Source organism: Bradyrhizobium sp. BR14999 (assembly GCF_056106085.1).
In genome coordinates, this window is the sequence record NZ_CM148536.1 from 8,002,648 (window position 1) to 8,029,130 (window position 26,483).

Here is a 26,483-nt window from a genome sequence, read left to right on the forward strand (position 1 = left end):
CCGGTCGGCGAGCAAACCGCCCAAGTCAAGGGCTAGGTGTGTCGAGCGTGAGGCTTCTTGGCCTCGCCGCCCTCGGCTAAGGCTGGGCTATTAAGAGTAGGAATCCCCGTGTCTGGCCTCCTTCTGATCCCGCTGCTGGCAGGTTCCCTCCTTGGCGCCGCTGATCGCCCATTGGACGGTACAATACCTTGCGCTGACAGCGCCCGATCCACCTGCCACGGCCCGGCTGTTGCTGAGGTCGCCACCTCCGCCTCCTCCTCCGTCTGGAAATTCAGCCGGACCCAAGGGACGAAGGACGGCGAGAGCTTCGCCGCCATCATGAAGACGGCGGACACCAGCCAGTCCGACCCGGACTTCGCCGGCCTGATCGTGCGTTGCGCGCCGAAGGGCAAGATCGACGTGCTGGTAGCCTTGATCCGGCCTTTCCCGCCGCGGAGCCATCCCAAGGTCACGATCGCCGCGGCCGGCGGCGGCACCTTGACCTTTGATGCCAGCATGGCGGCCGCGGGGGCCGCAGTGCTCTTGCCCGACGAGGTCTCCGCCTTTGCCGCCGGAAAGTGGCAGACGACCCCCTCACTGTCCGTTGTCGTCAAGGAAAGCGACAGCGAGATCAAAGGTGCGGTGGCCCTAAATGGACTGCGGGAGGCCTATCATTCGCTGCTGGCAAATTGCAGCCAATAGGCCAAATTTAGCCTTACAACTTAAGGGTCTTTTTAGCGGGGGAACCTAGGGTCCGGAGCACGGAGAGTGTTTCGGATGACCGCGTTTTTGATTTTCAGCTTTCTCGTAGGTGCCGTGCTGGGCCAACGCTTTCGCGTCCTGGTGCTCCTGCCGTTGACCTTCGTCATCGTGCTCGCCGCGATTCCGGTCGGCTTGATGGTCGATCTCACCGTGGTTGAGAGTCTGAAAGACGTGGTGTTGGCCGCCATCGCCCTCCAGGGCGGCTACCTCTTTGGGTCAGGAGCGCGCTTTGGCCTTGCTGCCGCGCGTACCACCCGCGTATTCACCCGCCCGGTCAAAACTGTCCGCTGACGACGCCGGATTGACGCGGCAATGAACCTTTCGCGCGCGCGCGAAAGGTGAAGACCGAGCTGTTGTCCTGACAGAGCTCTGTTTGAAAACCCATCGCCCGCTTGTATGCTGACCTGACCGTTTCAGGATTCCCTTCGAGCGCGCCGTTTGTCCTTCGCTTATTTTGCCCTCATCGTTTCAATCGTCTCAGCTTCTGCTCTCGAAATTGCCGGCGCCAGGGTCGGTGCGCAGCTCGGGACGATGGCCGCAGCGCTGAGCTTGCTGGCGGCCGCTTCGGCCGCGCGGAAGGCCGACTACGACCACTATGTGCGCGCGGCCGCCTGGGGCCGGTGGATCCTGCTCGCCATTCCGCTGTGCATCGCCGCCCAACTCGCGCCTCTTCCGCTGAGCTGGGCGCATCCGATCTGGGCCAGCGCTCACGACGTCCTCGGCGGCCTGTCGCTCGGGCCGATCACGGCCGATACCGGCTTGACGGTGAACGCGCTGCTGCTGGCACTCGCGGCGATTTCGTTGCTCGGCGTCACCATCCTGGTGGTCCGCAACCGCGGCCGTGCCGAGCTGGTTCTCTTCGTGCTCAGCGGAGTGACCGCGGTCTCCGCCTTGACCTTGGACTTGCATCGACTGTCGCCGGCCGTTGCGGCAGCCGCGCCCGCTGACTTCACCACGACTTTGGCCGGCTTCGGGCTCATGCTCAATTTAGCGGTCATGCAGCTCGCTGCTGAACGGGCCGAAACGCATCACTCGGTCCTTCGCTCGATCGCGATCGGCCTTTGCGGCCTTGTCGGGACCCTGGTCTGCGCAGCCGCGATCTTTGGGTTTTCCGGGACGAACAGCGCGATCGCAGCGGCCTTTGGCGTTGTGCTGATCCTGCTGATCCTCGTCATCCGGAGGCTCGACCTCTCGCCATTGGCCGCGGGCGCATTGTCGGCAGCAGCTCTGATCGGCGCGACTATCGTCCTGACCTTCCTCTTCGAGAAGAGTTCTGGGCCGGTCCTCATGCGGCTCGTCCCGGATGCGGGAGGCGAGACGAAGGCCGCCCTCGAGCGGATGTTGGCCGACACACGCTGGTTCGGCGCGGGGGCAGGAAGCTTTTCGGCCGTCGCGAAGATCTATCAGAGCGAGGCTGGCACGACTTTGGCCGCGCCCTCGGCGGCCATCGCCGTCTTTGCGGACACGGGATGGATCGGCTTGACGGCCATGATGGCTGTAAGCCTGATCGCTCTGGTGCGCCTGTTCTTCGGCGCGCTCCAGCGCGGACGCGACTCGTTCTTCCCAGCGGCGACCGCGGCCTGCGTTCTCTTTGCACTCGTCCAGAGCTTCGCCGGTCCGGGACTGCTGCGCCCGGCAGCAATCCTGTGTCTTTCGGTGATCGTGGGACTGGGGCTGTCGCAGAGCGTCAGCCAATCCTCATCACGATAGAGCGCCGGTCATCAGACGGCGCGATCGCCGAGTGACGCCCAGTAGTTCGGGTTCTTGGGTGATTGGATGCGGACCCAGCGATAGGGCTTCTTCGACCACGGCAGGATGTGACCGGAGAGATTGTCCAGCACGAGATCGCCGGAGAAGGTGCGCACCACGACCACGAGATGATGCTCGCCCCATGTGGTCACGACCTCGCTGAGCAGCACCGAGCGCGCCGGAAAGCCCTTGGCGATCAAATCGTGGCGTTTTGTCACAGCGTAGTCGTTGCAGTCGCCGCTCGCCGGATGTAGCAGCCATTTCTCGCCGCGCAGCCCCTCCAGGTTGGCCTCGGGACGGATCGCGCTGTTGATCCGTTGGTTGATCTCTTGCATCTGCGCCAGCCGCTCCGGCGTGAGCTTCAGACGGCCGCCCCTGAACACGACCTGCTGCGGCCGCGGCCTGCACTCGTCCTTGTACTTCAGGCAAAAGAGCGTGAATGCCATCGGCGCCAGCGTCGGCTGGTCGAACTTGATGTACTGGATGGCACCGCGCAGCCCCAAGGGCGCGCCGACGAAGGCGGCTTCCGCTCTCTGCTGCACCCCCGCAGCAACGACGATTGCGGCCACGGCCGCCAGGAACTTTACAACTTTGCGCATGTCGCGCTCCCCTTCTTGTAGGAAAGGACGCTACGCGAGACCTCTTGAAATACGGCTCAAAGGCCACGCGATCCTTTAATCAAAATGCGGGCGCGTTGGTTGCAAACAATTAAGAATATCGATGTGTGACTGGTTCTGCTAAGAGCGGTCACGATGATCCGCTCGTGACGCTGGAAGCGATTCGACCGACCTGATGGGCCTTTCCTCACGCTTTCGAAAGAAGACCAAGCCTCGGCTTCCCGACGGCGTTCGCGTCTATGCGATCGGCGACGTGCATGGCCGCGCCGATTTGCTTCAATCGCTGTTAACCGTGATCGACGCCGATCTTGCCCGCTCGGCTCCCCAACGAGCCATTCAGGTCTTTCTCGGCGACTATGTCGACCGCGGCCCGGACTCGCGAGCCGTTCTTGATCTCTTGATCGCGCGCTCGAAATCACACGAGACGGTCTGTCTGAAGGGCAACCACGAGGTCTTCCTACTCGAGGTCCTCAAGGACCCCGCCCGCTTGCAGGAGTGGCGCCACTATGGCGGCCTCCTGACGCTGGTCTCCTATGGCATCAGGCCGACGATGAATCCGTCCGCGGAGCAGCAGGTCGAGCTGATCGATGAATTGAAGCGCGCGCTCCCGCCCGAGCATCTCGCCTTTCTCCAGCAATTGCCTTCCTCCTTCACCTGCGGCGATTTCTTTTTCGTCCACGCCGGCGTCAAGCCGGGCATCGCGCTCGATCGCCAAAAGGATGAGGATCTGCTCTGGATCCGCGAGGAATTCCTGGCCTCCGAGGAGCGCTTCGGCAAATATATCGTTCACGGTCACACGCCGGTCAGCGCGCCCGATATTCGACCAAACCGCATCAATATCGACACCGGCGCCTACGCGACCGGCAACTTGACGCTGTTGACGATCCAAGGCGATAGTCTGCTCGCAATTTAAGAGTTGAATGTCGGTCCCGTCGTCGGCTCGCGCTCATAGGCCTCGTCAATTCCACCATGAATCGCATGATCCTGCTTCGCGTCATCGGCATCTTGACCGCAATCGTGCTGGCGCTTCACGCCGGCATGACGTCCTACGGCGATCTCATACGACCGAACTTTCGCGCCAGCGACTTGTTCTCGGGCGAGATTCCGCCCGACAAGGCCAAGCTGGCGGCCGCCGGCGGCCTTGCATCCTTTTCATGGGATGGCGAGCTGCTTGCGAATTACGCGGCAGCGATGGCCGCTGACTTTCTTCATCGCCCCTCCACCGACGCGGGCGGCAGGGCCAGCGAGAACAAGGCAGCTCAAGGTGCCGTCGTGGCTGCCTTGAAAGTATCACCGATCAGGCCCGCGCTATGGCTCACGCTCGGCACGCTGCAGGCCCAGGCCGGCGAGGCGGTAACGCCTGCGGTGAAGATGTCTTACTTGACCGGGTCGGTGCCGATCGACGTTGCCTTCTCTCGCGTCCAAATCGTGACGTCGGGCGCGGCCGCGACCGATGAAGAGATCAAGCTCCTGGCGCAGTCCGACATCCGGTCGGCGCTGGCCAATCGCTCTCGTTACGAGCCACTGCTGATCGCGGCCTACGTGCAGGCGACTCCGCAAGGCAAGTCGCTGCTGCTGGAGACCACGAAAGTGGCCGACCCCAAATTCAACGAGATCATGCGGCGATACTGAACCCGGACGAGCTTCGTTGCCATCGCTCCTGGGGCTGCAGCGAATTCCTCAGCGCACCGATTTCGGGTTGACCGGCACAAAGTCGTGGTCGCGGCGCGGTTGCTCGGATCGCCCCTGGTAGACGAACATGCCTTTCTTGGTCGCGACGATGTCGCCCCTTTGCAGGCTCTCGTCGTTGAGGAGACGTTCGCTCGCGACAAGGTCCGGATCTTCGGGAATCGGCTTGTAGAGCTCTGGATGCTCGCGCCGCTCGCGCGAGACCTCCTTGGCCCGCCGCCGCGCATCCTCGATCCGCTGCCGCCATTCGTCGCGCGTAACTTCCGGCTCGCTTGGCGGAAGATAATCGTTGAGCGAGGGCTCCGGTTCGCTCTGAGCGAGACACAAGGACGGACTGGCGAGACCAAGGCCGAGCACGCCGACAACAATGATGACCGCCTGAGGCAGCTTCCCAAACCGCTTTTCACAGTGGCCACGTCGACCCGTTCGCACGCTGATGACTCCAGGCAGAGCGACAAGGACGACCATTGGCCAATTTCCTCATCTCCAGCTTTTCAATCTATACCTTTGCCGATTGCAAGAAAGCCAATTCGCCGGGCACCCTTTCCACTTTAGCGCGCGGGGATTTCAGCACCTGGGGCCGTTCGAGGACCATCCCATCAAAAAATTGAAAAACAACCCCATGCACAGTAGCCGACACCAGTCGGATCAATTTGTTACGCCTTTTCCGAAATTCGGGTTGACTCGTCGGGCAAAACAGGGGCAGGATGGCATGATCCGGAAAGAGGCCGACCGGAGGATTGATGTACCCGAGATCCGCGTCATTTGATCGGCTTAAGGGCAAACGGCCCTGTTCTAAGACCTCGTTAGGTCATTGCTGTTAACTTTGGCATGCGCTCGTGGAGTTGCCGAGAATGCGTGCAAGACCGTTATTGCTGTTAAGTATTGCCGTCGCGGCTTCCTTCATGTCTGGCCTGACGGCGCACGCCAGTCCCGTCTGCATCAAGGAGCGGACGCCTTTTGCCTTTTCGGAAGATTCAGTGAGATGGACGATGTCGATCGCGCCTGGGGCAGATTGCATCCAGGGACTGCGTTGGTCGTATATGCAGATTTTCAACGTGTCGGTCGTGAGCGGACCATCGTGGGGACAATTGGCGGTGGTCGGGTCCGGCTTCCGCTATTCGGCAGGAAACGAAACGCCCGGCGCCGACAAGTTCACGCTGGTGATCTCGGGCAAGAGCCGTCATCATCGCGGGACATCGATCCTGGAGGTCGAGGTAAACCCGCAATAGCTGTCTCACGACGCCACCGAAAGGTGCAGGCAGGGCTAACGACGGCTCGACCCGCTGCCCCGGGTTCTGTTCCCGTGATAGGGGCGGGCGTGTCCGCCCCTCGTCACGGGGGGCTCGATTCGACTCGGAATATTTGGCGTCGCTGTGGACGGCGAGGGCTGCGACGGGTTGACGATGATCACGTTGCGATTGGGCGTCGACGGATCGTTGACGCCCTGGGCCCAGGCGCCGGCAGGCACGACAAGCGCGAGTGTGATCAAGACTAAGCGTTTCATGCGAGATCTCCCGAGCAAGAACGTCAGGGAGGCGAACACCGTTCCTTCACGGCTGCTTCACGGTTCCTTGCGTGACCTCACCGAGGCACGGCAATCAGCTTGCCATCCCGCCAGACGCCTTGGGCCGCCCTTCCGGCAGGAAGGCTCCCCGTCACATTTCGGACGGCGGTCGGCCGCGACGCGGCCTGGATGGTCTGCGCCTTTTTCGTGGGCGTTGTGATGATGCTGGAGCTGGTAGTGTTGGCCTGATCCTTGACCCCTTGCGCCGAAGCGGGCTGAACCAGGAACGCCAAAAACGTGATTGCTGTCAAAATGCCGCGCATCATCAAACACCGGAAAGAGGAGTTCGGCGAAATGTCACAGGTTTTTGCCCAAAAGCAAGCTCTTCGAGACATGCGCGCGCAGGACCCAGGGATCCGGGGGTGAAAAAGCCTAGCGAAACAGCTGTATCCGGGGTAGTTGATCGGCCTTGATGACCGAGCCCGGCGACACTGCAGCCAACGCGGACGAGATCAAGGCCGGACTTGTCCGCCTGTTATCAGGGCGGATCCGCGAAATCTCCGACGACCCCCGGCAGATGCGGGACGTCGTTTACGAATTGGCCCGCATCAAGCTGCTGGAACAATTCAACCACGCCGATGCGCGGGAGGCGCGAGCGCTCCAGCAAGTGCTCGAACGCGCCATCCGGGAGGTCGAACGGTCCTTTGAGCGAAGCGAGCCGTCCTCACCGGCAAAGGCTGCCGGCACTGTCGTGGCGAATTCTCCGCCGGACAACGCCCCTGCTCCGCCGCCCATTCCGACGCCGCCGGCTCTGGCTTCACCAGCCCCTTCGACGGCCGCGGAAACGCCACGCGGACCTGCGGCACTGTCAAGATCGCTGGACCAACTCAAACGGAGCGGCGCCTTCAAATCTCTCGTTCGATTGACCGCCATCCTCCTGCTCATTGCGGGCGCCGGGGCCGCGGCTGCCTATTGGCTACATCTGAGGACACAAGTGACCGCATTGCCACAGGTGGCGCTGCCGTCCGCGCGCTCACCGGAAACCTCGGGCCCTCAGCCGACCGCCATCCCGACTCCCTCGGTGGGTGAACCCGCTGAACGGACGCCGGATAGCGCAAAGGAGCCGGCGCAAGCTGCACAACCGTCGATGCCTTTGCCGACGACGTTCGGCGTCTACGCCTTGAGCGAGGGCCAGCTCCATGAGCTCAAGCCGGTGCCCGGAAAGATTCCGGACCGGCGCGTCGCGATCTCGGCAGCCATCAACACGCCGAGCGCAACCACATTGATGGGCGGCGACGTCAGATTCATCGTGTTCAGGCCCGACGGGGGTGTCGATGCAAGCGGGACCGAAGTTCGGGTGGTCGCGAAAGTCTCCCGGGCGATGGGCGTCGATGCCACCGGGAAAGCCGCCATGGTCAGCGCCGGCGATTCCTGGGTCATCCGCAGCATGTCGTACCCCTACAAGGTAGGTCCGGTCGAAGACCAGTCGAGAATGCTGTTGCTCCAACCAGAGCAAGACGGCTTTACGCTCGCCCCCGGCCGCTACGTCGTGGTGGTCAAGGGTATGGGCTACGACTTCACGGTCGCCGGAACGGTCACTGATCCCAATCAATGCGTCGAACGCATCAATGCGGCGAACGGCGCGTTCTACTCGCCCTGTCCGCCGCCCCGACGCTAGAGCATGATCGGTTCTGATTGAATCAGAACCGAAGCTCTAGATTCTAGTTTTGACGCGTTTTCTTCACGCGAACCGGTATCCACTTCGCTCGAAAACGCTCCGGCCGTAGCCACCCTGTTCTTATTTCGCCGGCTTGTTGTCCTTTGGCGCGTCCGCCGGCATGTCGTCGACCTTGCCATTGTTGGCAACGCATTTTTGGAAGTATTCGCGCTTATCCTTGGCCGTTCCCTTAGTGCTCCCGGCCGCGGGGTTGCCGATCTGTCTGGGCGGAAAGGCCTTGGCCATCGCCGCATCGCATGCGCGGGCCACTTCCGCCGTGATGGCCGAAGCCGTCGCCGGCGCGGCCAGCGTCAAAGCGCATGCCAATCCAACCAACGTCCTCAAATTCTTGACTGGCACCTCTTCGCTCCTTCAATCCATGAATGCTTGCCGGGACCATATCAAAAAGGGTCGAAGCGCCCAACGGCAAAGCAGCGCCGAATTGTCACGCGGTCGTCCTTACTCGGCGCAGGGCTACTGCATTTGTGAGTGTTTCCCTGCGGCCATCCTTCGAGACGCCCGCTTTAGGCGGGCTCCTCAGGATGAGGACGGAGTGCGCGGCAGCAGTTTCAACGGGCACCGACGCCGATTAGCCTCATCCTGAGGAGACCGCTGGAAGCGGTCGTCTCGAAGGACGAGGCGCGCGCTCAGGCCGCCGCCAAGATCATATCCGATTGCCCTGCTACTCGGCGGGACATTGCGCGCGACAAAGCCGTGAAATCCGCGCGTCGCCTCGGCGTCGCGGCGCATCGCGATGCGGAGCATCGTCCAGTGCAATCCGGGTGAGGGGCCGCGGCAGACAACTGTAACCCCTCACCCGGATCGCATCTTTGATGCAATCCGACCTCTCCCTACGGGAGAGGGTGCCCTCCTCGGCTCGCACCGATTCAACCAAAGCTCAACTCGCTTTAGCTGTCGAGCTGCGGCGGCTTGAAATCCGGAAAGCGCGTGAGCATTGCGGTCTTGACGAACTTCAAGTGCGCGATGGCGCTTGCCAATTCCTTGAGCCGTCGCTGGCCATTCGAGATGTCGGCCGCAAAGAGATCCTGATGATAATTGTCGAGCGGCTCACGCTCGAGATATTCATCGGTGCCGTTTCCGAAGGTGACGGATGCACGTGCGAGGGCATCGTCAACACGCCGGTTGAGGCCGGCCTGCTCCCTCTCCGCCTCCTGCAGTGCTGTTTCGATCGCCGCCAGGACGGCACCGATCCGCGCGCGGTCGGTCTCTGCATCACGCTCGACGGAGCGGGCTTTAAAACCTTTGTCCTCACGGCGGGAGCCGAGAAGATTGTGTGCGCGCGCTCTCAGGAACAGCTGAAACATTTGGGCCATCCCACATTCGAGATTTAGGCGGCTACCATCGGTCAGACATAGTTAACAAAGCTTAAATCCTGCGCCCGCTCCGCCTGGCTTTGTGCGATCCACGCCCGCCAAGCCCCTTCGTGCTTGGAATAGAGCTCAAGCCAGCGAACTTCGTCCGCCGCAACGGCTCCGTCGTTCACGCAAATCTCGGACGCGAATTGCGCTGTCTCGTTCGATGAAAGATCCAGCGCTTCGAACTCCGCCGTCTCTTCCAAAGAAAGGCCGATCAGGACGCGATGCCCTTGGGCGTCGACGAAATACCTGCGGGGCGCGTTGTGCCTTTGATCAATCATTCGAATGGCCCTCATTCATGATCCAAGGCCGCGGAAGATCTTTCAACCGCCGATCAAAGGTACGAACAAAAGCGATCAAAATAAGGACGCACGTCGCGCCCAGCAACGCAATCAAATACGCCATCTACGCCCACCCATGCGGGCCCCGAAAAAATCGAGGCGGCTAAACTCTCACAATGAACCGATACGTTTTAGGTTGCCTTTCCGAAGCTCTCAAGGACCGCACCACGTTAACCTAACCGCACATGGTTATCCGACCTTGCCGCGAGGCAAGATCAACTTCCGACTGAAACATCGCGCCCATGGTTCTGCATTACGATGGATGCTCGCTTTGTTTCACTCCCATCGATGCCGGCGTGTAGGGCGCATAGAGGCGATATCGTGCTGATCGCTTGCGCGAGCGCCACGCCCGCACACCATAGCCACAGCCAAAGCCAGCTGCAAAAATCGAAATCAAAACCAGAATCGCAAGCATTTGGAATGTTCCCAATTTTTCGGAACGCTCCTCCCGGTACATTTCAAACGTGATGTTGCGACGACTTCAAGGTCATCGGCGCTGAAACTTTTGTCAGACGATCATGAAGTTTGTGCAACGTAGTGCTCGAAGTTTGGTCGTCGCGCGAAAACCTGGCGGCAGGAGAGGATGACAAAATCTCTCATTGTTCGAGAGCGATATCCAGCCGACGATGTTAACCCCTGTTCACCTCGGCAAGCAGCCTGAAGCCACGAGCGCGCTGGTGGTCGAGCGTGTCTGTCCTCTGCGTGATGAAGTCGCTTCCGACACATTTTTCGCACGCGGCTGCTGGCGATTGCAGACAACACCGACGAAACCTCCGTGGTTATACGGAGCGGCATACACCAACTTCATCGCGGTAAGGTTGAGCGGTTAGCTTAATCCGCGGTGTTTGTTGCGAAGTCTCGCGTTTCGCTTATCCATCTTCGCACCGGGCTCCCCCAAGTCCGGCCCCACCCAAGCAAAGCCGTCGAGCGAACATGGGTCGCTTGGCGGCTTTGTCCCTTGTGTCGACGAGAGGATCATTTCGGTTATGGCGCGCAAGCCCTGGTCGTTCAAGGAAGACCGCCGGCTCATGGAGCTGGCCAAGTCTTCGGCTTCGCTGGAAGAGGCGGCGAAAGTTCTCGGGCGCTCGCCTGATGCGATCAAGCGCATGGCGTTGCGGCTTGGTCTTTCGTTGAAGTCGAAAGCGAGCAAGAAAGGCTAGCCTCGGGAAAGGCTAGCCTCGGAAAGAGAGAGTCGAGGACGGCAGCGCCATCATCGCGGCAACGCTCCTCTTCGACCCAGCCGCAGCTTTTCGCCTTGGCAGGACGGAACCAAAGCAACCATTGGGTGTTTGATTCCAGACTTTCAGCGAGGTCTGGCAGTGCTCCACTTTGCCATTTCCGCGATATTGGTTTGGCTGGCGATCAACGTCGCTTTCGTGGTGCTTCGGCTGCGAGCCACTCGCCATCCCGTCACGCCCCACAGCGATAGGCCCAGCCGACCCTATCCAGAGGTCATTTCCGTCCGCCATCGCGGCGGGCGGTGAGCGTCGATTGAGCCGCCTGCCTGCGGCGGTCCGTCCGGCCCGTTCACCGGCCAGTTGTACGTCTTCTGGGCCCCCTCTAAGGCTGGCTCCGTAGCGGGGCATCCCCGTTCCTTCGTCCCGTTAAACGCTATCTTAGTCCCCGCAGGCTAGGATCAATTTTCCAGGCCTGCCCTGAATTTCGCCCGGACCGGATGAGATTACAGCGACCCAACCTCCTGTTTGCGGCGCTCGTGCTTGAGAGCACGATGGCGTTCGCCCTGGCGGGCCATTTCGCGGCGGAGGCCGTCATTCGCCACCAGCAGGCGCATCAGCTGAGCGAGTTGACCGAGGTCGTTCTGCGCCGCTCCGAATTTGCGGTCGATTTTGCCGCGGCCAGCCTGGACGAGCTCGCAAAACGCAATCTCGCCAGCTGCGAGCCCGGGGCGTTGCAAGCCATCCGCCTCCACGTCTACCAGCGCTCGGCGATCAAGGACGTCCGCCTCGTCAAACCGGATGGCTCGGTGATCTGCTCGGCCTATTCCGAGACGCTCGAATTCGACAAGGGATGGGTGAATCGCCGCGACATGCTGCCCTCGCGCGACAAGGCACTTTCGCTGTTCCGCGTGGAGCAGTTCGGCGGCGACGCCTTGGGCGTGCTCAGGGACATCAACGACAGCTCCGCCCTCGTCGCCATTGTCGGAATCAACGCCAGCCTGTTCGACATCATGCCCGCCGAATTGCGGGCGCACAGCGAGGTGATCCTCGCCTTGAGCAGTGGCGAGAAGCTCGGCGAATTCCAGACCGACGCCGGCAAATCCCTGCCGGAGCCGGTCAGTTTCGACAGGACTTCCGCGCGCTTCCCGCTTCATGCCACGATCGGGCTCGAGCACGCGGTGCTTTCGAGCTGGAACCACGAGGCTTATTGGCCCGTCCTCGCAGTAGCCCTTGGACTTGGCGCAATCTTTGGCATCCTGCTGGCACGCAGCCGCCGAATGGAGGGGCCCGTCGCCGATCTCGATCGGGCGCTGGCGGCCGGCGAATTCAAGCCGTACTACCAACCCATCTTCGATCTCGGGACAGGTCAGATCAAGGGCTGCGAGATTCTGGCTCGCTGGCTGCGCCGAGATGGCTCGGTCGTCCCGCCGATGAACTTCATTCCGCTCGCCGAATCCAGTGGACGCATCCAGGCGATGACCTGGCAGATCCTGGCATCGGCGCTCGCCGAGCTGAAGCCATTGCTGAGGGCAAACAAGAATTTCAAGATGTCCTTGAACGTCGTGCCCGGGCATCTCCTGAGTGCAGGCTTCGTTGAAACGCTGCGTCGCAAGGTTCTGACCGCAAGAGTCTCGGCGCGCCAGATCGTGGTCGAGATAACCGAGCGCGACGAGCTCGACGATCTCGCGCGCGCCGCGGCGGTTGTCGCCGAGCTGCGGGACCATGGCTTCCGAGTTGCCATTGACGACGTCGGCGTCGGCCATAGCGGACTGTCTCGACTGAAGGGCCTCGGCGCCGACATGATCAAGATCGACAAGTTCTTCGTGGACACGATCACGGTGGACGCGTCGACGACGACGATCGTGGAGATGCTGGTTGCGCTCGCGAGAGACCTCCATATGAGCGTGGTCGCGGAAGGCATCGAGACCGAGGAGCAGCTCCGCGCACTGCTCGCGTCCGGCGTAGCGGAGGGCCAGGGTTATCTCGTTGCGCCGCCCCTGCCCTTCGCCAGGTTTAGTGAGCTCGTCGAGTCGCGCCTTGTGCCGCAGTCAGGCGCGGCGGTCTCGAACGATGCGGCTTTGGCGGCCTGACGGTCGAGGAAGAACTTCTATTTCCCTAACGGGGGGTGAGCCGCCAAACGGTATCACCGTGCTTGTGCCAGCGGAGCCTTTGGCGGCGGCCAGCGCCTTTAACGATATTTTCGTCTTTCGAACCAGACGGGCGCCCAACCTTGTATGTTGGCGCCATGCGCAGGAGCCACCTCATCGCAGCCGCGAGCATCTGTCTAGCGCTGATCGTCTATGCCACCCTGGCGAAGCTGGCGGGAAGACCCGCGCTCATGGGACATCACGAGGCCTATTGGATTGTCGTGATCGAGCGCTTCAGTGCCTATGGTCTGCTCGGCTTCCTGCTTTCCTTCCTGTTGCCAGGACGGCTTGGTTTGGCTTGCTCGCTCGTCGTGGCGGTCGCTATGGGGCTGGAGCTGATGCAGGTGTTCATACCGGACCGGGATCCGGGCTTTCTCGACGTGCTCCAGAAGGCGGCAGGAGGCACCGTCGGCGTCATGCTCGCCCAGATGATCCTGGCGTTCTTGCCGAGACCGCCGTCCTAAGCAGCCAGCATCCCCTCAGCGAGATGACCGGTGGACGTACACCCGGTCTCTACTTCACTTCATCATCTGGCCGCGCAACTCGCCGCCCGGGTTCGCGGCCGTATGGATGTTCGCGTACCATTTTCCGGTCAGCAGATCTGCCGCCTGCGCGTCGGTGAGCGTGGCACTGCCCTGGATCGGGCTTTGCACCGTCTTGAACGGGAGGACGATGCCGGCGTTCTTGCCAGCTTCGCCGGGGCCATGGAAATGCGCCCCCATTGCGGGTCCCGTCAGCCCGGCATAGGTGACGGTGTAAGTCAGAACTTTCGTTACAGTGTCGTAGCTGGCTTCTGCCTTGCCCGATCCGGACGAGCTGTTCGGGGGCACTTCATTGCTTCCCTTGAGCTCGGCTTGCAGCTTCACGGCTTCCGCGTTTGCCATTCCGCTCGTCGCAACGACGCTTCCAACCAGCGCGAGCGTCCCCAACAGTGCCACCGACGGCCGACGCACAGCTTTGCTCATGCACTCCTCCTGCAGACTTCGCTCCCCATCGCGATTTGAACACCGACGACAGCCGGAAATTCCGCCGCAGAGCTTATGCTGATTCGGGACAACGAGCGCGGGAATTAGCCTTCGGCATGGGCCGGAACACGCGGAGGTTCAGGCCGCTCCACGCCTGTTATGGAGCTGGGTGGGAGCCAGGAGTTCGGCCATTTGCCGGTGGGTGTTGTGCAGCGCCTCAATGGCGCAATCGAGATCGAAATCCGCCTCACGAACGGATGCGAAGAACTTGGCCGTCAGTGCCAGATCGAGTTTGACGCGCGTCGTCCCGTCGCGACTTTTGCGACGATCGAGCGACAGATGGATGGCGCGATCCCTCGCCTCCATTGCACCGCAGCCGCAAAGCGCGCCGAGTTCATCGTATGTCATCCAGATTTGAGGCATGTTCTTCCACCACACTTGATCGGCCGCAAGGCTAGCCCTCGCTTCTAAAGGCAGAGTTGCTGCAGCGCGGCCGCGGCGTGATTTCGAGACAACAGCGTCAATGCAACGCTAATCACGAAGATGGGCGCGCGTGGAGCTGCGCGATTTCACTTGGACGGGCCTGCCGTGAACGGATGCCGCGGCCGGTAACGGCTGTCGGCCCCCTTGGGCAGCTTATCTGCATTCAGCCTCACGACCGCGCTCCTGATGTCGGCAGCCGGCGCGTCTTCCTGGCTGTAGATCAGCGTCGCCTCGAACTTCACCTCAGGCGCTTGCTTCGCCGTCCCCGAGCAGGTCGCTATCGCACCGCTGAAGACGCCGGAGAGATAGACTTCGACCTCGTCACGCCCGAACACGGTGGGCGGGCCCTCGGCATGCCGGCGCGTGGTTAGAACGGCCGTGAAACGCTGGTCGTCATCGAATTGATAGGAGCCGCCATAGGTGAAGAAGCTGTCGCTCCCCGAAATCCGGCCCTGGGACAGATGCACAATGCCGGTGCCTTGCGCCTGCGCGGTTCTAAACCACGCCGCGTATTTGCCCTCTTTCAGCATGGAAACATCCGTCGTGAATTCCATGCGTATTTGCAACGAACCGTGGGGCGCGACAATGACCGACGCGGCGCGCATTCCGCCACGGTTAATGCCTCGCAAAGTCAACCTGTCAAATTGCTGCCGACGCGCGAAGCCGGCAGCAACGTCAAAACAGTTCTATGCCGTCATCGGCGGTCTCGACCGCCTCGACCCGGCGCGTGGTGGCGATCGACGCCAGCCCGAGCGTTTGCAGGAATTCGCGGTGGACGTCCCGCTCGCGCTCCATCGTGTAGCGCGCGAAGAGTTCGTCGAGCATGGCCTCGTCCTGCGGACGCGGTTTCTGCGCGCCGGCACCGGCCGTCGCGAGGCGCGCAGCGACCGCGGGCAAAGCCGCGGAGCCTTCGCCGAGCGTGCTCATCAGGCCTTGCGCCGAATTCATCAGCCCCTCGAACTCCGCGCCTTCAACCACGAGCCGGTTCATTAGCTTGCCGAGCCGTTCATTGCCGGCCTCGACCTCGCGCAGCGCCTGAAGGATCTGCGGCTCGAGCTTAGCGAGCTGCGTGGGATCGCCCCGCACGCGCAGCTCCTTCAACTCCTTGGCCGAGCGCTCGATGCCGTCGAGCACCGGCCGCAAGCGTCCTGCCCCCGCCGAGACCTGGTCGGCCGTCGTCTTGAGCTCGTTGGCGATGACGACGAAGGCGCTGCCGCGGCTGCCGAGATGGCTTGCCTTGAGACCGGCATTCATCCCGATCAGCGTGATGTCGACGGTCGCCTCGGCAAGCCCGGCGATCGCCTGACGAAACTTCGTCAGCGTGTCCTCGACGATCGCAAGCGCTTCGTCCACCGAGCGGCCAGCACCCTCGCAGGTGGCAATCAGGGTCGAGGCGTGTGCCAGCGTCTGCTTGATGCGCGCCAGGAACGATGACGACCCGCCGTCCTCGCCGCCGAACAGCGTGCGGCCGTGGCCGACGACACTGCTCGCATCGTGCAGGATGGCGGTCAGCGCGCGAACGATCTGGCCGATGTCGCCGCCGAACTCGCGCTGGGCATCCCTGAGCTGGACCGCCTGCAACTGGCAAATCGCGCGCGCGCCGTCATTGCTCGCGCCCGGTTCGGGAACGAGGCTCGGGGCGGATTCCGAGGCGAGGCCGAGGCCGTGCGCGACATGCTCGAGGCGCTGGCGCGTGCTGTCGCCGGCCTGCAAGGAGATGATCGCGCTGCCCACCGCCTCGGCGATCTTCCTGGTGCTGGAACTCGCGCGGTCGGCGAGATGGCTGCTGTTGCGGCGCTGATCGTGCAATCCGGAATAGGCCGCACCAAGCTCGACGCTCTCGGCCGCCAGTTGATTCCGGTAGCGGCTCTCGAACTCCTTTTGCCGGCCGAGTGCGGTGGCGACCGCCTCGGACAGGCGCTGCTGATCCCGCGCGCAGCCCTCGATCGAGCCCTGCACGGCCTTTCCGAGATCGTAGGCTTCCTGCGTGAAGGCGAGAAAGCCCTCGCGGTCGCTGTCAAGCGAGGCAGCCTCGATCCGCGCGCTGCGGGCAATGATGGTGATCATCTGGATGTGCTTGAACACCGGCTTGAGCAGCGAGGACGCCTCCGCCGTGCTCCTGCCGATCGTCTCCAGCAGGGTAGTCTCGGCCGGAAGCGCCTGCGCCAGCTCGCTGAGCTGTGCGGCGATCTCCTGCAACGCGGTCGCGGCGCCCTCGATCTCGGCACCGGAGAGTTCCGAGGACAGCGTTGCGAGACCTTGGTTCAGCTCCTTGAAGATGAGATGGCCGCGCCCGAGCTCGTGACCGACGCGCGCGAACACGTCCTCGATGCGCGAGGAAACGTCCTCGATCGCAGCGATTGCCTCATTGAGCGTGTTGGCCGGAATGACGGACATTGCGATCAACCTGCCGCCGCGGCGTGGCCGGCCTGATACCAGTGCATGATCTCGCGCGGGATATGGTGCAGCGATACGACCTTCTCGACGCCGCCATGCGCGATGGCTTCCTTGGGCATGCCGAACACCACGCAGCTCTCTTCATCCTGCGCCCGCGTCGAGGCGCCGAGCTTGCGCATCTCCAGCATTCCGCGCGCGCCGTCGTCGCCCATGCCGGTCATGATCACCGCGAGCGCGTTGGCGCCGGCATGCTGGGCCGCCGAGCGGAACAGCACGTCGACGGACGGACGATGCCGCGACACCGGCGGGCCGTCCTTGATCGCGATCTGGTAGCGCAGGCCGATGCGCTGGAGCAGCATGTGACGGGCACCCGGCGCGATATAGGCGCAGTCCGGCAGCACCGGCTCGCCGTCCTCGGCTTCCTTGACCCGGATCTGGCAGACCCCGTCGAGACGTTTGGCAAAGGCCGCGGTGAATCCCGCCGGCATGTGCTGGACGATCAGAAGCGGAGGACAGTGCGGCGGCAACATCTCGAGGACGTCGTTGAGCGCTTCGGTGCCACCCGTCGAGGCGCCGATGCACACGATGCGCTCCGTGGTCGGCCGGACCTTGCCCTGCACCGGCGGCGGGATGATCGCATCGGCAGTCAGCTTCTTCTCGACCACCCGACGCTGCGCACGCGGCCGCACCCGGGCGCGGGCGGCCGACTTCACGGCCTCGCGAAGCCGCGTGGAGCATTCGAGCAGCGCCTGCCGCGTGTCGATCTTCGGCTTCGGCACGATGTCGACCGCACCCGCCTCGAACGCCTCGAACATCACGTTCGAGCCCTCCTCGGTCAGCGAGGAGCAGATGATCACCGGGATCGGACGTTGCGCCATGATCTTGCGCAGGAACGTCATGCCGTCCATGCGCGGCATCTCGATGTCGAGGATGATGACGTCGGGGATTTCGTTCTGGAGCCGGCGCGCCGCCGCGAACGGATCCGAAGCCGTTGCCATCACCTCGATGTCGGGATCGTCGTTGAGGATCGTCTGCAGGATTTGGCGCACCGACGCCGAATCGTCCACGATCAGTACGCGAACTTTCTCCTTCGGCATTTTTGGCGGCGCTCCGATCAAACCTGGAAGATGGTGGGCTGGACCTGCTTCAGACCAGGCACGGCGCTGTGAATCATCGATTCCGAATGCCCGACCAGCAGATAACCGCCGGGCCGCAAATGGCTGCACAGCTGCTCGATCACCTTGCGCTGGGTCTCGCGCTCGAAATAGATCAGGACGTTGCGGCAGAAGATGATGTCGACGTCGCGGTCGACGGGATAGGACGTATCCATGAGATTCATCCGCATGAAATGCGTCATGCGCCGCAATTCCGGCACCACCCGCACCTCGCCGCGCGACTTGTCCCGCGACGACAGGAAATATCGCTTCACGAAGTTTTCCGGCACCGGCGCAAGCACGTCGCGCGTGTAGATCGCCGTCTTGGCAAGGCGCAGCACTGCAGTCGAGATGTCGGTCCCGAGGATGCGATACTGGAAGCGCGAGCCGTTCCGCGTCATGTCGTCCAGCACCATGGCGGTCGTATAGGCTTCCATGCCGGTGGAGCTTGCCGAGCTCCAGATCTTCAGGTTCGCATTCTTGCGGCCATGCGATTTGAGCAGGGCGGGGATCGCGACATCCCGCAAGAAGGTGAAGTGCTGCGGCTCCCGGAAGAAATCGGTCTTGTTGGTCGTCACCACATCGATGAGATGAGTGAGCTCGGTATCGAAATGATCGGCCTCGAACAGGTTTTCGACGTACTCGTTCAGATCCGAATAGTTCAGCGCGCGCACGCGCTTGTGCAGCCGCCCCTCCAGCATCAGCCGCTTGCCCGGCGGCAGCTTGATGCCGACCTGGCCCTCGATCAATTGGGCGATGGTCCGGAAGTGGCGGTCCGACAGATGCACGGCCGTATCCTGCACGGCGAGCATCATGGCCGCCTGCCCCGGTCCGGGATGGCCGCCTGCAGTGAATGTCGGGCCGTCCTGGCCATCTTGAATCCTACGCGTTCACGTAACCGCTGAAAGCGGACCGGTCCACCGTCATCGAGCGGGCCGGCCCGCAGGAGCCCTCGCGGGCCCTAGCGCTGGAAATCGGCGTCCCGGTCGTCCCCGCCATCGTTCATGTCGAAGGCGAAGCCGCCGCCATTGGCAGCCTTCAGAGCGCGCACCGGCTTGCCTTGCGGCTTCTTGGCCGGACGCTCAGTGGCCGCCATTGTCGCCGCCTTGGCCCGCAACTGATTGACCGCCCGGTCGATTGGCGCCGCCGCCGGGCTCTTTCCGCCGTGCTCGATGCGGAAATAGGCGATCGTCGACTGCAGCTGTTCGGCCTGCGAGGCGAGCTCCTCGGAGGTCGAGGACACCTGCTCGGAGGCGCTGGCGTTCTGCTGGCCGACCTTGTCGAGCTGCTGAATCGCCTGGTTGATCTGCGCCGAGCCGACGTCCTGCTCGCGGCAGGCGGCGGTGATCTCCTCGACGAGCTCGGCTGTCCTCTTGATGTCCGGAACGAGCTTGGAAAGCATGGCGCCGGCCTCCTGCGCCACCTTGACGGTGTCGGCCGAGAGCGTGCCGATCTCGGCGGCGGCGGCCTGGCTGCGCTCGGCGAGCTTGCGCACTTCGGACGCCACCACCGCAAAGCCCTTGCCGTGCTCGCCGGCGCGGGCGGCCTCGACCGCCGCGTTGAGCGCGAGCAGGTCGGTCTGGCGCGCGATCTCCTGCACGATCGTGATCTTCTCGGCGATGGTCTGCATCGCGTTGACGGCGCGGCCGACGGCGGCGCCGCTGGCTTCCGCGTCCTTGGCGGACTGCGCCGCGATCTTCTCGGTCTGGTTGGCGTTGTCGGCGTTCTGCTTCACGTTCGAGGCCATCTCCTCCATCGAGGAGGAGGCTTCCTCGGCGGACGAGGCCTGCTCGGTCGCGCCTTGCGAGAGCTGCTCGGCGCTGGCGGAAAGCTCCTGGCTGCCAGCCGAGACATTCTGCGCCGCGGTGAGCGCCTCCGATACGATCTGCCGAAGCTTCTCCACCATGCGTTCGAGCGCAAGACCGAGCGTGTCCTTGTCCGACAGCGGCTTGGCTTCGACCATCAGATTGCCTTGCGAGATCTCATTGGCGACGGCCGCGGTCTTGTTGAGGTTGACGGTCATCGCGTTCAGGGATTTCACGAGATCGCCGATCTCGTCGTTGCTGGAAGCATCGATCTTCTGGCTGAGATCGCCGACCGCCACAGCATCCGCCAGTCCGACGGCCTTGGCGAGGGACCGGCTGATATTGATCGAAATCCAGACTGCGCTGATCGCGGCAGCGATGAGCGAGACGACGACGAGGACAATGAGGATCAACTGGGCGCGACGGCTGTCTTCATTGGACTGCACGGCCTGCTCGGCCATCTGCCTCTTCGTGTTCGCGACGTAGGCTCCCATCGCCTCCGTCGCGTCCGCGACCACCTTGCGCCCGTCACCCATCGAGCGCTCCGTTGCCTTGGTCTTGTCCGTCTTTGCCAGCCTGATCGTCTCTTCCTGGTAGACGTTCATCCTGGCGTAGACACTCGCAAAATTGTCGAGCAGCTTCTTGCCGCCTTCGCTGGCGAGCGCATAGACCTCGTCCCTGATCTTCGTCGCTTCCTCGCGGAGCTTGGCCGCGTTCGCGGCGAATTCATCGACTTCGCTTGGTGTTCCCAGAATTGCGTTCTTTTCCGCCCTGACCTGCTGCCAAATGATCCTTTCGACTTCGGATGCTTTCTCCATCCGCTTGGCGCGAAGCACCATGGAATCTGCAGTCGCGGCCATGTCGGCCAATTTCGTGTAGCTCACAGCGCCTGCCACAATGAACAGAAGGATGACGACGCCGAAGGCGCTGGCAAGCTTAGCTTTGACGGTGAATCTCATGTTCGATCTCATTGGTTCAAATTGGGATTGCTACTCGGCAACGCTTTACGCTTCGCAATTCATGCGGCGCGAGATGCATCGGCATCACGCCCCTCCGGGATCTCGTCATGCGCCATCAGCTTGGCGAGATCGAAGATGACGACGAACTTTTCGCCCTTGCGGCCGATTCCCGCAGCATAGTCGGATTGCCATTTCCCGCCGACTTCGGGGATGGGCTCGATCGCCTGCTCGTCGATATCGGTGACCTCGAACACGCAGTCGGCAACGAAGCCGACGCCGACCAGGCGATCCTTCATCGGTACATCGAGGATGATGATCCGGGTTGCTTCAGTGGCAGCGACGCTCGGCAGGCCGAGCTTGGTCCGGAGATCGACGATCGGATAGCCGCTGCCGCGCACGTCGATCATGCCGAGCAGGAAATCCGGCGCATGCGGGAGCCGCGAGATCGGCCGCATGTCGAGAATTTCGCGGACGTTGCGGATGCTGATGCCGAACGTCTCGCCGGCGAGCCCGAGCGTCAGATATTGCGAGGTTGCGGCCATGATGCAGTCCAAGGGTCCGAAGGAGGGTCCGAAGGTTTGGAAATGAGCACGGTCCGGCTCGAGGCCGGACCGATCAGTCAGCGTTGAAACTCGGTGTCGCGATCGTCTTCGCCGTCATGCATGTCGAAGGCGAAGCCGCCGCCGCTTGCGACCTTCATCGCACGCGCCGGCTTGCGGACGGGCGCGGGCTTCTTCGCGCCCCGGTCTGCCGCCGCCATGTGCGCGGCCTTGGCGCGGAGTTGGGTCACGGCACGGTCGATCGGCGCGGGCGTGGCACTCTCGCCCCGTCCGGCATGCTCGATGCGGAAGAACGAGATGGTCGACTGGAGCTGCTCGGCCTGCGAGGCGAGCTCCTCCGAGGTCGAGGACACCTGCTCCGAGGCGCTGGCGTTCTGCTGGCCGACCTTGTCGAGCTGCTGGATCGCCTGGTTGATCTGGGCCGAGCCGACGTCCTGCTCGCGGCAGGCGGCGGTGATCTCCTGAACCAGCTCGGCGGTCTTCTTGATGTCGGGCACGAGCTTGGACAGCATCTGGCCCGCCTCCTGCGCAACCTTCACGCTCTCGGTCGACAGCGTGCCGATATCTGCCGCAGCGGCCTGACTGCGTTCGGCGAGCTTGCGGACCTCGGAAGCGACCACGGCAAAACCCTTGCCGTGCTCGCCGGCGCGCGCGGCCTCGACCGCCGCGTTGAGCGCGAGCAGGTCGGTCTGGCGGGCGATCTCCTGCACGATGGTGATCTTTTCGGCGATGGTCCGCATCGCCTCGACGGCGCGACCGACAGCGACACCGCTGGCTTCGGCATCCTTGGCCGATTGGGCGGCAATCTTCTCGGTCTGGTTGGCGTTGTCGGCGTTCTGCTTCACGTTCGACGCCATCTCCTCCATCGAGGAGGAGGCTTCCTCCGCGGACGAGGCCTGCTCGGTCGCGCCTTGCGAGAGCTGCTCGGCGCTGGCCGACAGCTCCTGGCTGCCGGCGGAAACGTTCTGCGCCGCCGTGATCGCCTCAGCGACGATCTGCCGAAGCTTTTCCACCATGCCGTTCAGCGACTTGACGAGATCTCCGATCTCGTCGTTGCTCGCCGAAGGTATGGTCTGGCTCAGATCTCCCTCCGCCACCGCGCCTGCGAGGCCAACTGCCCTCCCGAGCGAACGACTGATCGAGATGGAGATCCAGAGCGCGGCCCCGATCGCAACCGCCAGCGAGACGCCGATCAGCGTCATCAGCAAGAATTGCGCCTGGTGCCCCTCTGCCTTGGATTGGACGGCCTGCTCGGCCATCTGCTTCTTGGTGTTGACGACATAGGCGCCCATCGCCTCCATCGCGTCTGCGACGACCTTGCGGCCGTCGCCCATCGAGCGCTCCATGGCCTTGGTCTTGTCCGTCTTCGCCAGCCGGATCGTCTCTTCCTGGTACGTATTCATCTTGGCGTAGGCGGCTGCAAAGCTGTCGAGCAGCTTCCTGCCCGCCTCGCTCGCCAACGCGTAGACCTCATCCCTGGTCTTCGTCGCCTCCTCACGAAGCCTGGCTGCTTCGGCTGCAAATTGTTCGGCCTGGGCTTCCGTTCCGAGAATGGAGTTCTTTTCCGCGCGCAGCTGAAGCAGGATATCCTTTTCGATCTGCGTCGCCTTCTCCATCCGGCTCGCGCGCAGGACCATGCTGTCTGCGGTCGCCATCATGTCGCTGAGCTTCATGTAAGCCACACCACCCGCAAGCGCGGACAGGATGATGATCAAGCCGAATGCAGTGGCAAGCTTTGCCTTGACGGTAAATCTCATTTCCAGCCCCTACCCCAGTCTCGCCCGAGACCCCGTTTCAATTCAGAATGCGTTCCATGTTGGGAACGATGACGAACTCTTCACGCCATTTGGCGATGAAGCGAATGAACTCCGGCTTCCAATGCATGCCGACGCGCGGCGTCTGCTGCACGTCCGTGTGCGAAATCTCCGTGACCTCGTAGACCTTGTCGGCAGTAACGCCGACCAGCACAGGCTCACCGTCAAGCTCGAGCTCGATGACGACGATGCGCGTATCGGCCGAATTGTCGAGCTGGGGCATACCGAAGCGGATACGGAGGTCGGCGAGCGGAATGACGTTGCCTCGCACATTGATCACGCTGGGAACGAAGGCCCGCGCGCCCGCCACCTTGGTCACCGGCACGGGGTCGATGATCTCGCGCACGAGGCCGGCGTCGAGCGCGAATTTCTCCTCCCCGAGGCCGATCATCACGACCTGCATCGCGTCATCCTGGCGCTCGCCAGCCAAACCATCGTTCATCACGCTGCCTCGCTGATGTGCTTCTCGACCTTCGACTGAGCCAGCGCGACGAGCTGCGCGACGTCGAGGATCAACGCCGCCGTGCCGTCACCGAGGATGGTCGCGCCGGAGAACATCGTGACATCCGAATGCAGCTTGGAGAGCGACTTGATCACGGTCTGGTGGTTGCCGATGATCTGATCGGCGACGAGGCCGACGCGGGTCTCTCCGGTCGAGATGATGATCGTCTTCTGGTGCCGGTCGGGCGCGCCGGATGCGGCCATGATCTCGCGCAAGCGCAGGAAGGGCACGAGATTGCCGCGCACGTTGAGGAAGTTGCGGCCGCGCGAACGTTCGTCCTCGGCCGTGAGCTCGACGCATTCTTCCACCGCCGACAGCGGAATGATGTAGCGGCCTTCGCCGACGCGGATCAGGAGGCCCTCGATGATCGCGAGCGTCAGCGGCAGCCGCAGCGTCACGGTGGTGCCCTGGCCCGGCCTGGTCGACAGGTCGATCGAGCCGCGCATGTTCTCGATGGTGCGCTTGACCACGTCCATGCCGACGCCGCGGCCGGACAGCGCCGAGATGGTCTGCGCGGTCGAGAAGCCCGGGTGGAACAGGAATTGGTGGATCTCGTGATCGGTGAGCACGGTCCCGGCCGCGATCAGCCCCTGCTCTTCCGCCTTGGCGCGGATGCGCGCGGTGTTGAGGCCGCCACCATTGTCCTTCACGGTGACGAGCACCTGCGCGCCGGAATGGACGGCGGCGAGCTCGATCCGGCCCTGCTCAGTCTTGCCGCTGGCAGCGCGCGTCGCGGTGTCTTCGATGCCATGGTCGATGGCGTTGCGGATCAGGTGCACCAGCGGATCGGCGAGGCACTCGATCATGGTCTTGTCGAGCTCGGTGTCCTCGCCCGAGGTGACGAATTCGACCGGCTTCGACAGGTCGCGCGACAGATCGTGCACCAGGCGGCGGAAGCGGCCGAACAGCGAGCCGATCGGCACCAGGCGCGCGCCCATCGTGGTGTCGCGCAAGGAGGACGCAAGGCGCTCGATCTCCTCGGCGATCATCTTGATCGAGAGGTCGGAGCCGGCGGCGGCGAGCTGGGTCAGCCGCGCTTGGGCGATGACGAGTTCGCCGACCCGATCCATCAGCTCGTCGAGGCGCTCGGCCTGGACGCGGACGGTGGCGATGCCGCGATCGTCGCGTTTGGCCTCGGCCTTCGGTTCCGGCTTTGATTCAGATTTCGGCTCCGCCTTTGCAACAGGCTGCTCGACGACCGGCGCGGCAGCAAGCTCAACCGCCGGCGCAGGCATCTCGGCCGTCGGGCCCGCCGGCTCCTCGTCGAGCAGCTGGAACAGCGGTACCGGGGCAGGCGCCTCAACATGCTCCAGCGGCGAGAGCGTCAGCTTCATCTCGTCCTGGACGAACATGAAGACGTCGTCGATCGCGTCCTTGTCGCAGGCCGCATGCAGCTTGACGTCCCACTTCAGATAGCAGTCTTCGGGCTCCATCTCGTCGAGGAACGGGATGCCGTCCGTGATCGGGACGACGAAACAGGGGCCGAGCTTGCAGAGATCTTCCAGCAGGTCGAGCGGGTTCGAGCCGTTGCGCAGGACGTGCGATTCGAATTCCAGATTGAGGTGCCAGCCGGCCTGCTTGCGCGCGCCGGGGGCCAGCGGCGGCGCTTCGGCGATCTCGACGACGGGAGCGGCAGGCTGGTCGGACGAGACGAAGCGCCTGAGGTCGTCGAGGATGGCTTCGCCGATGATGTCGTCTGTGGACTGGGGAGCCTCGATCAGCGCGCGGATGTAGTCCTTGGCGGCGAGCGCGACCGAGATCAGCTCCTGCGTCGGCTTGATCTCGCCCTTGCGGACGCGGTCGAAGGCGGTCTCGAATTCGTGAGTGAAGGAAGCGACCTTGTCGAAGCCGAACATGGCGCCCGAGCCCTTGATCGTATGCAGGGCGCGGAAAGCGGAATCGACCAGCTCGCGGTCGTCGGGACGCTGGCCGAGATCGAGCAGAGCCCCTTCCAGAACTTCGAAGAGCTCGCTGGCTTCCTGACGAAAGACCTCGGTCGGGTCCATTGCGCTCATGTACGCACCAGCTTGCCGACGACGGCGAGCAACTGCTCGGGCTTGAACGGTTTGGTGATCCAGCCGGTGGCACCGGCGCTCTTGGCTTCCTGCTTGACCGCATCGTTGGATTCGGTGGTCAGGAACACGATGGGCATGCCGACCGCGCTCGGCAGCTTGCGCAGCGCCCGGATCAGCTCCAGCCCGTTCATGACGGGCATGTTGAGGTCGGTGATGACGAGGTCGAGCTTGCCGGCCTGGGCCTTGGCGAGCCCCTGCGCGCCATCGCCGGCCTCGATCACGTTGTGACCGGCCGGCTCGAGCACGACCTTGATCATTTGCCGAATGCTGGGGGAATCGTCGACGGTCAGAATCGTGGCCATCAGGTGCCATCTTTCTTTTGCGGGAAGTGCTGATCCATCATCGCCTCGCTGGCAAAGCCGGCGCGGCGAAGGGTATTGCGCAGAGACTGAGAGAAGGAGGTCAGAACCACCGGGCGGCCCTGCGCCTCGCCCGTCTTGGCGGTCGACAGCAGAAGCTGGATCGAGGTCACGTCGGCCTTGTCGACGCTCGAACAGTCGATCTCGAGCCGCTCCTGGCGGCCGAACGCCTCGCGAATGAGGTCGTAGACGCTGCGAATGGCCGCAATGCTGCAATCGGCGGGCAACCGCAACGACCACTTCGGCTCCGTGGGATTGAGCGCCATCGCTGCCCCGCCTTTGCAAAATTCCGATACACGTTTGACGCGAATCGAATGAGCAAACCCCTAACGCGGGACTCCGTACAAC

Annotated in this window: 30 protein-coding genes; 10 read left to right on the forward strand and 20 right to left on the reverse strand. The window is 63.1% G+C overall.

The genetic code is table 11. The features are described 5' to 3' along the window. Positions 1–318: 318 nt before the first annotated feature. The 3 genes from ACR9YP_RS37285 (at position 319) to ACR9YP_RS37295 (ending at position 2,451) form a co-directional block, all read left to right on the forward strand. The gene (locus ACR9YP_RS37285) at positions 319–681 is read left to right on the forward strand and encodes a hypothetical protein (protein WP_474218397.1); all 363 of its coding nucleotides are present in this window, start codon (positions 319–321) and stop codon (positions 679–681) included. A 75-nt stretch (positions 682–756) separates the two neighbouring features. Beyond that, positions 757–1,032, forward strand: coding sequence for a hypothetical protein (locus tag ACR9YP_RS37290; RefSeq protein WP_474218398.1), 276 nt, complete (start codon positions 757–759; stop codon positions 1,030–1,032). A 240-nt stretch (positions 1,033–1,272) separates the two neighbouring features. Beyond that, positions 1,273–2,451 (forward strand): hypothetical protein, encoded by a 1,179-nt coding sequence (locus ACR9YP_RS37295; protein WP_474218399.1) that lies wholly within the window; start codon positions 1,273–1,275, stop codon positions 2,449–2,451. An 11-nt stretch (positions 2,452–2,462) separates the two neighbouring features. On the opposite strand, the gene ACR9YP_RS37300 is transcribed toward ACR9YP_RS37295, so the two are convergent. Continuing rightward, complete coding sequence (locus ACR9YP_RS37300) at positions 2,463–3,089, reverse strand: transglutaminase-like cysteine peptidase (RefSeq protein WP_438111224.1); 627 nt, start codon at positions 3,087–3,089, stop codon at positions 2,463–2,465. Between the two features lie 193 nt (positions 3,090–3,282). Between ACR9YP_RS37300 and ACR9YP_RS37305 the strand changes: the two genes are divergently transcribed. Continuing rightward, entirely contained in the window at positions 3,283–4,020 is a 738-nt protein-coding gene (locus ACR9YP_RS37305; RefSeq protein ID WP_370988148.1) for a metallophosphoesterase family protein, read from the forward strand. Positions 4,021–4,076: 56 nt separating this feature from the next. Next, complete coding sequence (locus tag ACR9YP_RS37310) at positions 4,077–4,739, forward strand: hypothetical protein (protein WP_474218400.1); 663 nt, start codon at positions 4,077–4,079, stop codon at positions 4,737–4,739. 48 nt (positions 4,740–4,787) lie between these two features. Here the strand turns inward: ACR9YP_RS37310 and ACR9YP_RS37315 are convergent, their stop codons facing one another. Next, positions 4,788–5,264, reverse strand: a complete 477-nt coding sequence (locus ACR9YP_RS37315; RefSeq protein ID WP_438111221.1) for a hypothetical protein — start codon at positions 5,262–5,264, stop codon at positions 4,788–4,790. A gap of 386 nt (positions 5,265–5,650) precedes the next feature. Between ACR9YP_RS37315 and ACR9YP_RS37320 the strand changes: the two genes are divergently transcribed. Further along, positions 5,651–6,028, forward strand: coding sequence for a hypothetical protein (locus ACR9YP_RS37320; RefSeq protein WP_128935768.1), 378 nt, complete (start codon positions 5,651–5,653; stop codon positions 6,026–6,028). Between the two features lie 352 nt (positions 6,029–6,380). Here ACR9YP_RS37320 and ACR9YP_RS37325 read toward each other — a convergent pair whose 3' ends face one another. Then, positions 6,381–6,629, reverse strand: coding sequence for a hypothetical protein (locus ACR9YP_RS37325; protein ID WP_370988145.1), 249 nt, complete (start codon positions 6,627–6,629; stop codon positions 6,381–6,383). A gap of 146 nt (positions 6,630–6,775) precedes the next feature. On the opposite strand from ACR9YP_RS37325, the gene ACR9YP_RS37330 reads away from it, so the two are divergent. After that, positions 6,776–7,981 carry a hypothetical protein gene (locus tag ACR9YP_RS37330; protein ID WP_474218401.1) on the forward strand — a complete coding sequence of 402 codons (1,206 nt, stop codon included), beginning with the start codon at positions 6,776–6,778 and terminating at the stop codon, positions 7,979–7,981. Positions 7,982–8,101: 120 nt separating this feature from the next. On the opposite strand, the gene ACR9YP_RS37335 is transcribed toward ACR9YP_RS37330, so the two are convergent. The 4 genes from ACR9YP_RS37335 to ACR9YP_RS37350 form a co-directional block, all read right to left on the reverse strand. Then, on the reverse strand, positions 8,102–8,335 hold the full coding sequence (locus tag ACR9YP_RS37335; RefSeq protein ID WP_245471156.1) for a hypothetical protein: 234 nt from the start codon (positions 8,333–8,335) through the stop codon (positions 8,102–8,104). A 593-nt stretch (positions 8,336–8,928) separates the two neighbouring features. After that, complete coding sequence (locus ACR9YP_RS37340; RefSeq protein ID WP_091884443.1) at positions 8,929–9,345, reverse strand: hypothetical protein; 417 nt, start codon at positions 9,343–9,345, stop codon at positions 8,929–8,931. Positions 9,346–9,386: 41 nt separating this feature from the next. Beyond that, entirely contained in the window at positions 9,387–9,677 is a 291-nt protein-coding gene (locus ACR9YP_RS37345) for a hypothetical protein (protein WP_130212924.1), read from the reverse strand. Between the two features lie 313 nt (positions 9,678–9,990). After that, positions 9,991–10,152 carry a hypothetical protein gene (locus tag ACR9YP_RS37350; RefSeq protein ID WP_176945474.1) on the reverse strand — a complete coding sequence of 54 codons (162 nt, stop codon included), beginning with the start codon at positions 10,150–10,152 and terminating at the stop codon, positions 9,991–9,993. A 571-nt stretch (positions 10,153–10,723) separates the two neighbouring features. Here ACR9YP_RS37350 and ACR9YP_RS37355 point away from each other — a divergent pair. The 3 genes from ACR9YP_RS37355 to ACR9YP_RS37365 all read left to right on the forward strand — a co-directional run bounded on the left by ACR9YP_RS37355 (position 10,724) and on the right by ACR9YP_RS37365 (position 13,526). Further along, positions 10,724–10,897, forward strand: a complete 174-nt coding sequence (locus ACR9YP_RS37355; RefSeq protein WP_165405291.1) for a hypothetical protein — start codon at positions 10,724–10,726, stop codon at positions 10,895–10,897. A gap of 569 nt (positions 10,898–11,466) precedes the next feature. After that, entirely contained in the window at positions 11,467–13,005 is a 1,539-nt protein-coding gene (locus ACR9YP_RS37360; RefSeq protein WP_474218402.1) for an EAL domain-containing protein, read from the forward strand. Positions 13,006–13,160: 155 nt separating this feature from the next. After that, positions 13,161–13,526, forward strand: coding sequence for a VanZ family protein (locus tag ACR9YP_RS37365; RefSeq protein WP_130212922.1), 366 nt, complete (start codon positions 13,161–13,163; stop codon positions 13,524–13,526). A gap of 54 nt (positions 13,527–13,580) precedes the next feature. On the opposite strand, the gene ACR9YP_RS37370 is transcribed toward ACR9YP_RS37365, so the two are convergent. From ACR9YP_RS37370 to ACR9YP_RS37430, 13 genes are all read right to left on the reverse strand, one after another. Next, positions 13,581–14,027: a CHRD domain-containing protein gene (locus ACR9YP_RS37370; RefSeq protein WP_130212921.1), complete on the reverse strand. Its 447-nt coding sequence runs from the start codon at positions 14,025–14,027 to the stop codon at positions 13,581–13,583. 138 nt (positions 14,028–14,165) lie between these two features. Continuing rightward, positions 14,166–14,450 carry a hypothetical protein gene (locus ACR9YP_RS37375; protein WP_091884431.1) on the reverse strand — a complete coding sequence of 95 codons (285 nt, stop codon included), beginning with the start codon at positions 14,448–14,450 and terminating at the stop codon, positions 14,166–14,168. Positions 14,451–14,596: 146 nt separating this feature from the next. Next, a complete protein-coding gene (locus tag ACR9YP_RS37380; RefSeq protein WP_130212939.1) occupies positions 14,597–15,040 on the reverse strand; it encodes a hypothetical protein in 444 nt (147 codons plus the stop codon). 145 nt (positions 15,041–15,185) lie between these two features. Continuing rightward, positions 15,186–16,907 (reverse strand): chemotaxis protein, encoded by a 1,722-nt coding sequence (locus ACR9YP_RS37385; RefSeq protein ID WP_474218403.1) that lies wholly within the window; start codon positions 16,905–16,907, stop codon positions 15,186–15,188. 5 nt (positions 16,908–16,912) lie between these two features. After that, the gene (locus ACR9YP_RS37390; RefSeq protein WP_474218405.1) at positions 16,913–18,004 is read right to left on the reverse strand and encodes a protein-glutamate methylesterase/protein-glutamine glutaminase; all 1,092 of its coding nucleotides are present in this window, start codon (positions 18,002–18,004) and stop codon (positions 16,913–16,915) included. 17 nt (positions 18,005–18,021) lie between these two features. Next, positions 18,022–18,876 carry a CheR family methyltransferase gene (locus ACR9YP_RS37395; protein WP_474218406.1) on the reverse strand — a complete coding sequence of 285 codons (855 nt, stop codon included), beginning with the start codon at positions 18,874–18,876 and terminating at the stop codon, positions 18,022–18,024. Positions 18,877–19,022: 146 nt separating this feature from the next. Beyond that, positions 19,023–20,825, reverse strand: coding sequence for a methyl-accepting chemotaxis protein (locus ACR9YP_RS37400; protein ID WP_474218407.1), 1,803 nt, complete (start codon positions 20,823–20,825; stop codon positions 19,023–19,025). Between the two features lie 59 nt (positions 20,826–20,884). Then, positions 20,885–21,367, reverse strand: a complete 483-nt coding sequence (locus ACR9YP_RS37405; RefSeq protein WP_128938196.1) for a chemotaxis protein CheW — start codon at positions 21,365–21,367, stop codon at positions 20,885–20,887. A gap of 77 nt (positions 21,368–21,444) precedes the next feature. Continuing rightward, positions 21,445–23,142, reverse strand: a complete 1,698-nt coding sequence (locus ACR9YP_RS37410; RefSeq protein ID WP_474218408.1) for a methyl-accepting chemotaxis protein — start codon at positions 23,140–23,142, stop codon at positions 21,445–21,447. A 37-nt stretch (positions 23,143–23,179) separates the two neighbouring features. Then, complete coding sequence (locus ACR9YP_RS37415) at positions 23,180–23,641, reverse strand: chemotaxis protein CheW (RefSeq protein ID WP_438111194.1); 462 nt, start codon at positions 23,639–23,641, stop codon at positions 23,180–23,182. Next, a complete protein-coding gene (locus ACR9YP_RS37420; RefSeq protein WP_474218409.1) occupies positions 23,641–25,716 on the reverse strand; it encodes a chemotaxis protein CheA in 2,076 nt (691 codons plus the stop codon). Before ACR9YP_RS37420 ends, ACR9YP_RS37415 begins: the two co-directional genes overlap by 1 nt. Further along, a complete protein-coding gene (locus ACR9YP_RS37425) occupies positions 25,713–26,078 on the reverse strand; it encodes a response regulator (protein ID WP_122405062.1) in 366 nt (121 codons plus the stop codon). Before ACR9YP_RS37425 ends, ACR9YP_RS37420 begins: the two co-directional genes overlap by 4 nt. After that, entirely contained in the window at positions 26,078–26,401 is a 324-nt protein-coding gene (locus tag ACR9YP_RS37430; protein ID WP_128938203.1) for an STAS domain-containing protein, read from the reverse strand. The genes ACR9YP_RS37425 and ACR9YP_RS37430 overlap by 1 nt, the downstream gene beginning before the upstream one ends. Positions 26,402–26,483: the final 82 nt, after the last annotated feature.

Excerpts from the sequence above, each read along its gene's own strand:
- ACR9YP_RS37285 (WP_474218397.1), top strand. The coding sequence starts at position 319 with ATGAAGACGGCGGACACCAGCCAGTCCGACCCGGACTTCGCCGGCCTG.
- ACR9YP_RS37290 (WP_474218398.1), top strand. The coding sequence starts at position 757 with ATGACCGCGTTTTTGATTTTCAGCTTTCTCGTAGGTGCCGTGCTGGGC.
- ACR9YP_RS37295 (WP_474218399.1), top strand. The coding sequence starts at position 1,273 with ATGGCCGCAGCGCTGAGCTTGCTGGCGGCCGCTTCGGCCGCGCGGAAG.
- ACR9YP_RS37300 (WP_438111224.1), bottom strand. The coding sequence starts at position 3,089 with ATGCGCAAAGTTGTAAAGTTCCTGGCGGCCGTGGCCGCAATCGTCGTT.
- ACR9YP_RS37305 (WP_370988148.1), top strand. The coding sequence starts at position 3,283 with ATGGGCCTTTCCTCACGCTTTCGAAAGAAGACCAAGCCTCGGCTTCCC.
- ACR9YP_RS37310 (WP_474218400.1), top strand. The coding sequence starts at position 4,077 with ATGAATCGCATGATCCTGCTTCGCGTCATCGGCATCTTGACCGCAATC.
- ACR9YP_RS37315 (WP_438111221.1), bottom strand. The coding sequence starts at position 5,264 with ATGGTCGTCCTTGTCGCTCTGCCTGGAGTCATCAGCGTGCGAACGGGT.
- ACR9YP_RS37320 (WP_128935768.1), top strand. The coding sequence starts at position 5,651 with ATGCGTGCAAGACCGTTATTGCTGTTAAGTATTGCCGTCGCGGCTTCC.
- ACR9YP_RS37325 (WP_370988145.1), bottom strand. The coding sequence starts at position 6,629 with ATGATGCGCGGCATTTTGACAGCAATCACGTTTTTGGCGTTCCTGGTT.
- ACR9YP_RS37330 (WP_474218401.1), top strand. The coding sequence starts at position 6,776 with ATGACCGAGCCCGGCGACACTGCAGCCAACGCGGACGAGATCAAGGCC.
- ACR9YP_RS37340 (WP_091884443.1), bottom strand. The coding sequence starts at position 9,345 with ATGTTTCAGCTGTTCCTGAGAGCGCGCGCACACAATCTTCTCGGCTCC.
- ACR9YP_RS37345 (WP_130212924.1), bottom strand. The coding sequence starts at position 9,677 with ATGATTGATCAAAGGCACAACGCGCCCCGCAGGTATTTCGTCGACGCC.
- ACR9YP_RS37350 (WP_176945474.1), bottom strand. The coding sequence starts at position 10,152 with ATGCTTGCGATTCTGGTTTTGATTTCGATTTTTGCAGCTGGCTTTGGC.
- ACR9YP_RS37355 (WP_165405291.1), top strand. The coding sequence starts at position 10,724 with ATGGCGCGCAAGCCCTGGTCGTTCAAGGAAGACCGCCGGCTCATGGAG.
- ACR9YP_RS37360 (WP_474218402.1), top strand. The coding sequence starts at position 11,467 with ATGGCGTTCGCCCTGGCGGGCCATTTCGCGGCGGAGGCCGTCATTCGC.
- ACR9YP_RS37365 (WP_130212922.1), top strand. The coding sequence starts at position 13,161 with ATGCGCAGGAGCCACCTCATCGCAGCCGCGAGCATCTGTCTAGCGCTG.
- ACR9YP_RS37370 (WP_130212921.1), bottom strand. The coding sequence starts at position 14,027 with ATGAGCAAAGCTGTGCGTCGGCCGTCGGTGGCACTGTTGGGGACGCTC.
- ACR9YP_RS37375 (WP_091884431.1), bottom strand. The coding sequence starts at position 14,450 with ATGCCTCAAATCTGGATGACATACGATGAACTCGGCGCGCTTTGCGGC.
- ACR9YP_RS37380 (WP_130212939.1), bottom strand. The coding sequence starts at position 15,040 with ATGCTGAAAGAGGGCAAATACGCGGCGTGGTTTAGAACCGCGCAGGCG.
- ACR9YP_RS37385 (WP_474218403.1), bottom strand. The coding sequence starts at position 16,907 with ATGTCCGTCATTCCGGCCAACACGCTCAATGAGGCAATCGCTGCGATC.
- ACR9YP_RS37390 (WP_474218405.1), bottom strand. The coding sequence starts at position 18,004 with ATGCCGAAGGAGAAAGTTCGCGTACTGATCGTGGACGATTCGGCGTCG.
- ACR9YP_RS37395 (WP_474218406.1), bottom strand. The coding sequence starts at position 18,876 with ATGATGCTCGCCGTGCAGGATACGGCCGTGCATCTGTCGGACCGCCAC.
- ACR9YP_RS37400 (WP_474218407.1), bottom strand. The coding sequence starts at position 20,825 with ATGAGATTCACCGTCAAAGCTAAGCTTGCCAGCGCCTTCGGCGTCGTC.
- ACR9YP_RS37405 (WP_128938196.1), bottom strand. The coding sequence starts at position 21,367 with ATGGCCGCAACCTCGCAATATCTGACGCTCGGGCTCGCCGGCGAGACG.
- ACR9YP_RS37410 (WP_474218408.1), bottom strand. The coding sequence starts at position 23,142 with ATGAGATTTACCGTCAAGGCAAAGCTTGCCACTGCATTCGGCTTGATC.
- ACR9YP_RS37415 (WP_438111194.1), bottom strand. The coding sequence starts at position 23,641 with ATGAACGATGGTTTGGCTGGCGAGCGCCAGGATGACGCGATGCAGGTC.
- ACR9YP_RS37420 (WP_474218409.1), bottom strand. The coding sequence starts at position 25,716 with ATGAGCGCAATGGACCCGACCGAGGTCTTTCGTCAGGAAGCCAGCGAG.
- ACR9YP_RS37425 (WP_122405062.1), bottom strand. The coding sequence starts at position 26,078 with ATGGCCACGATTCTGACCGTCGACGATTCCCCCAGCATTCGGCAAATG.
- ACR9YP_RS37430 (WP_128938203.1), bottom strand. The coding sequence starts at position 26,401 with ATGGCGCTCAATCCCACGGAGCCGAAGTGGTCGTTGCGGTTGCCCGCC.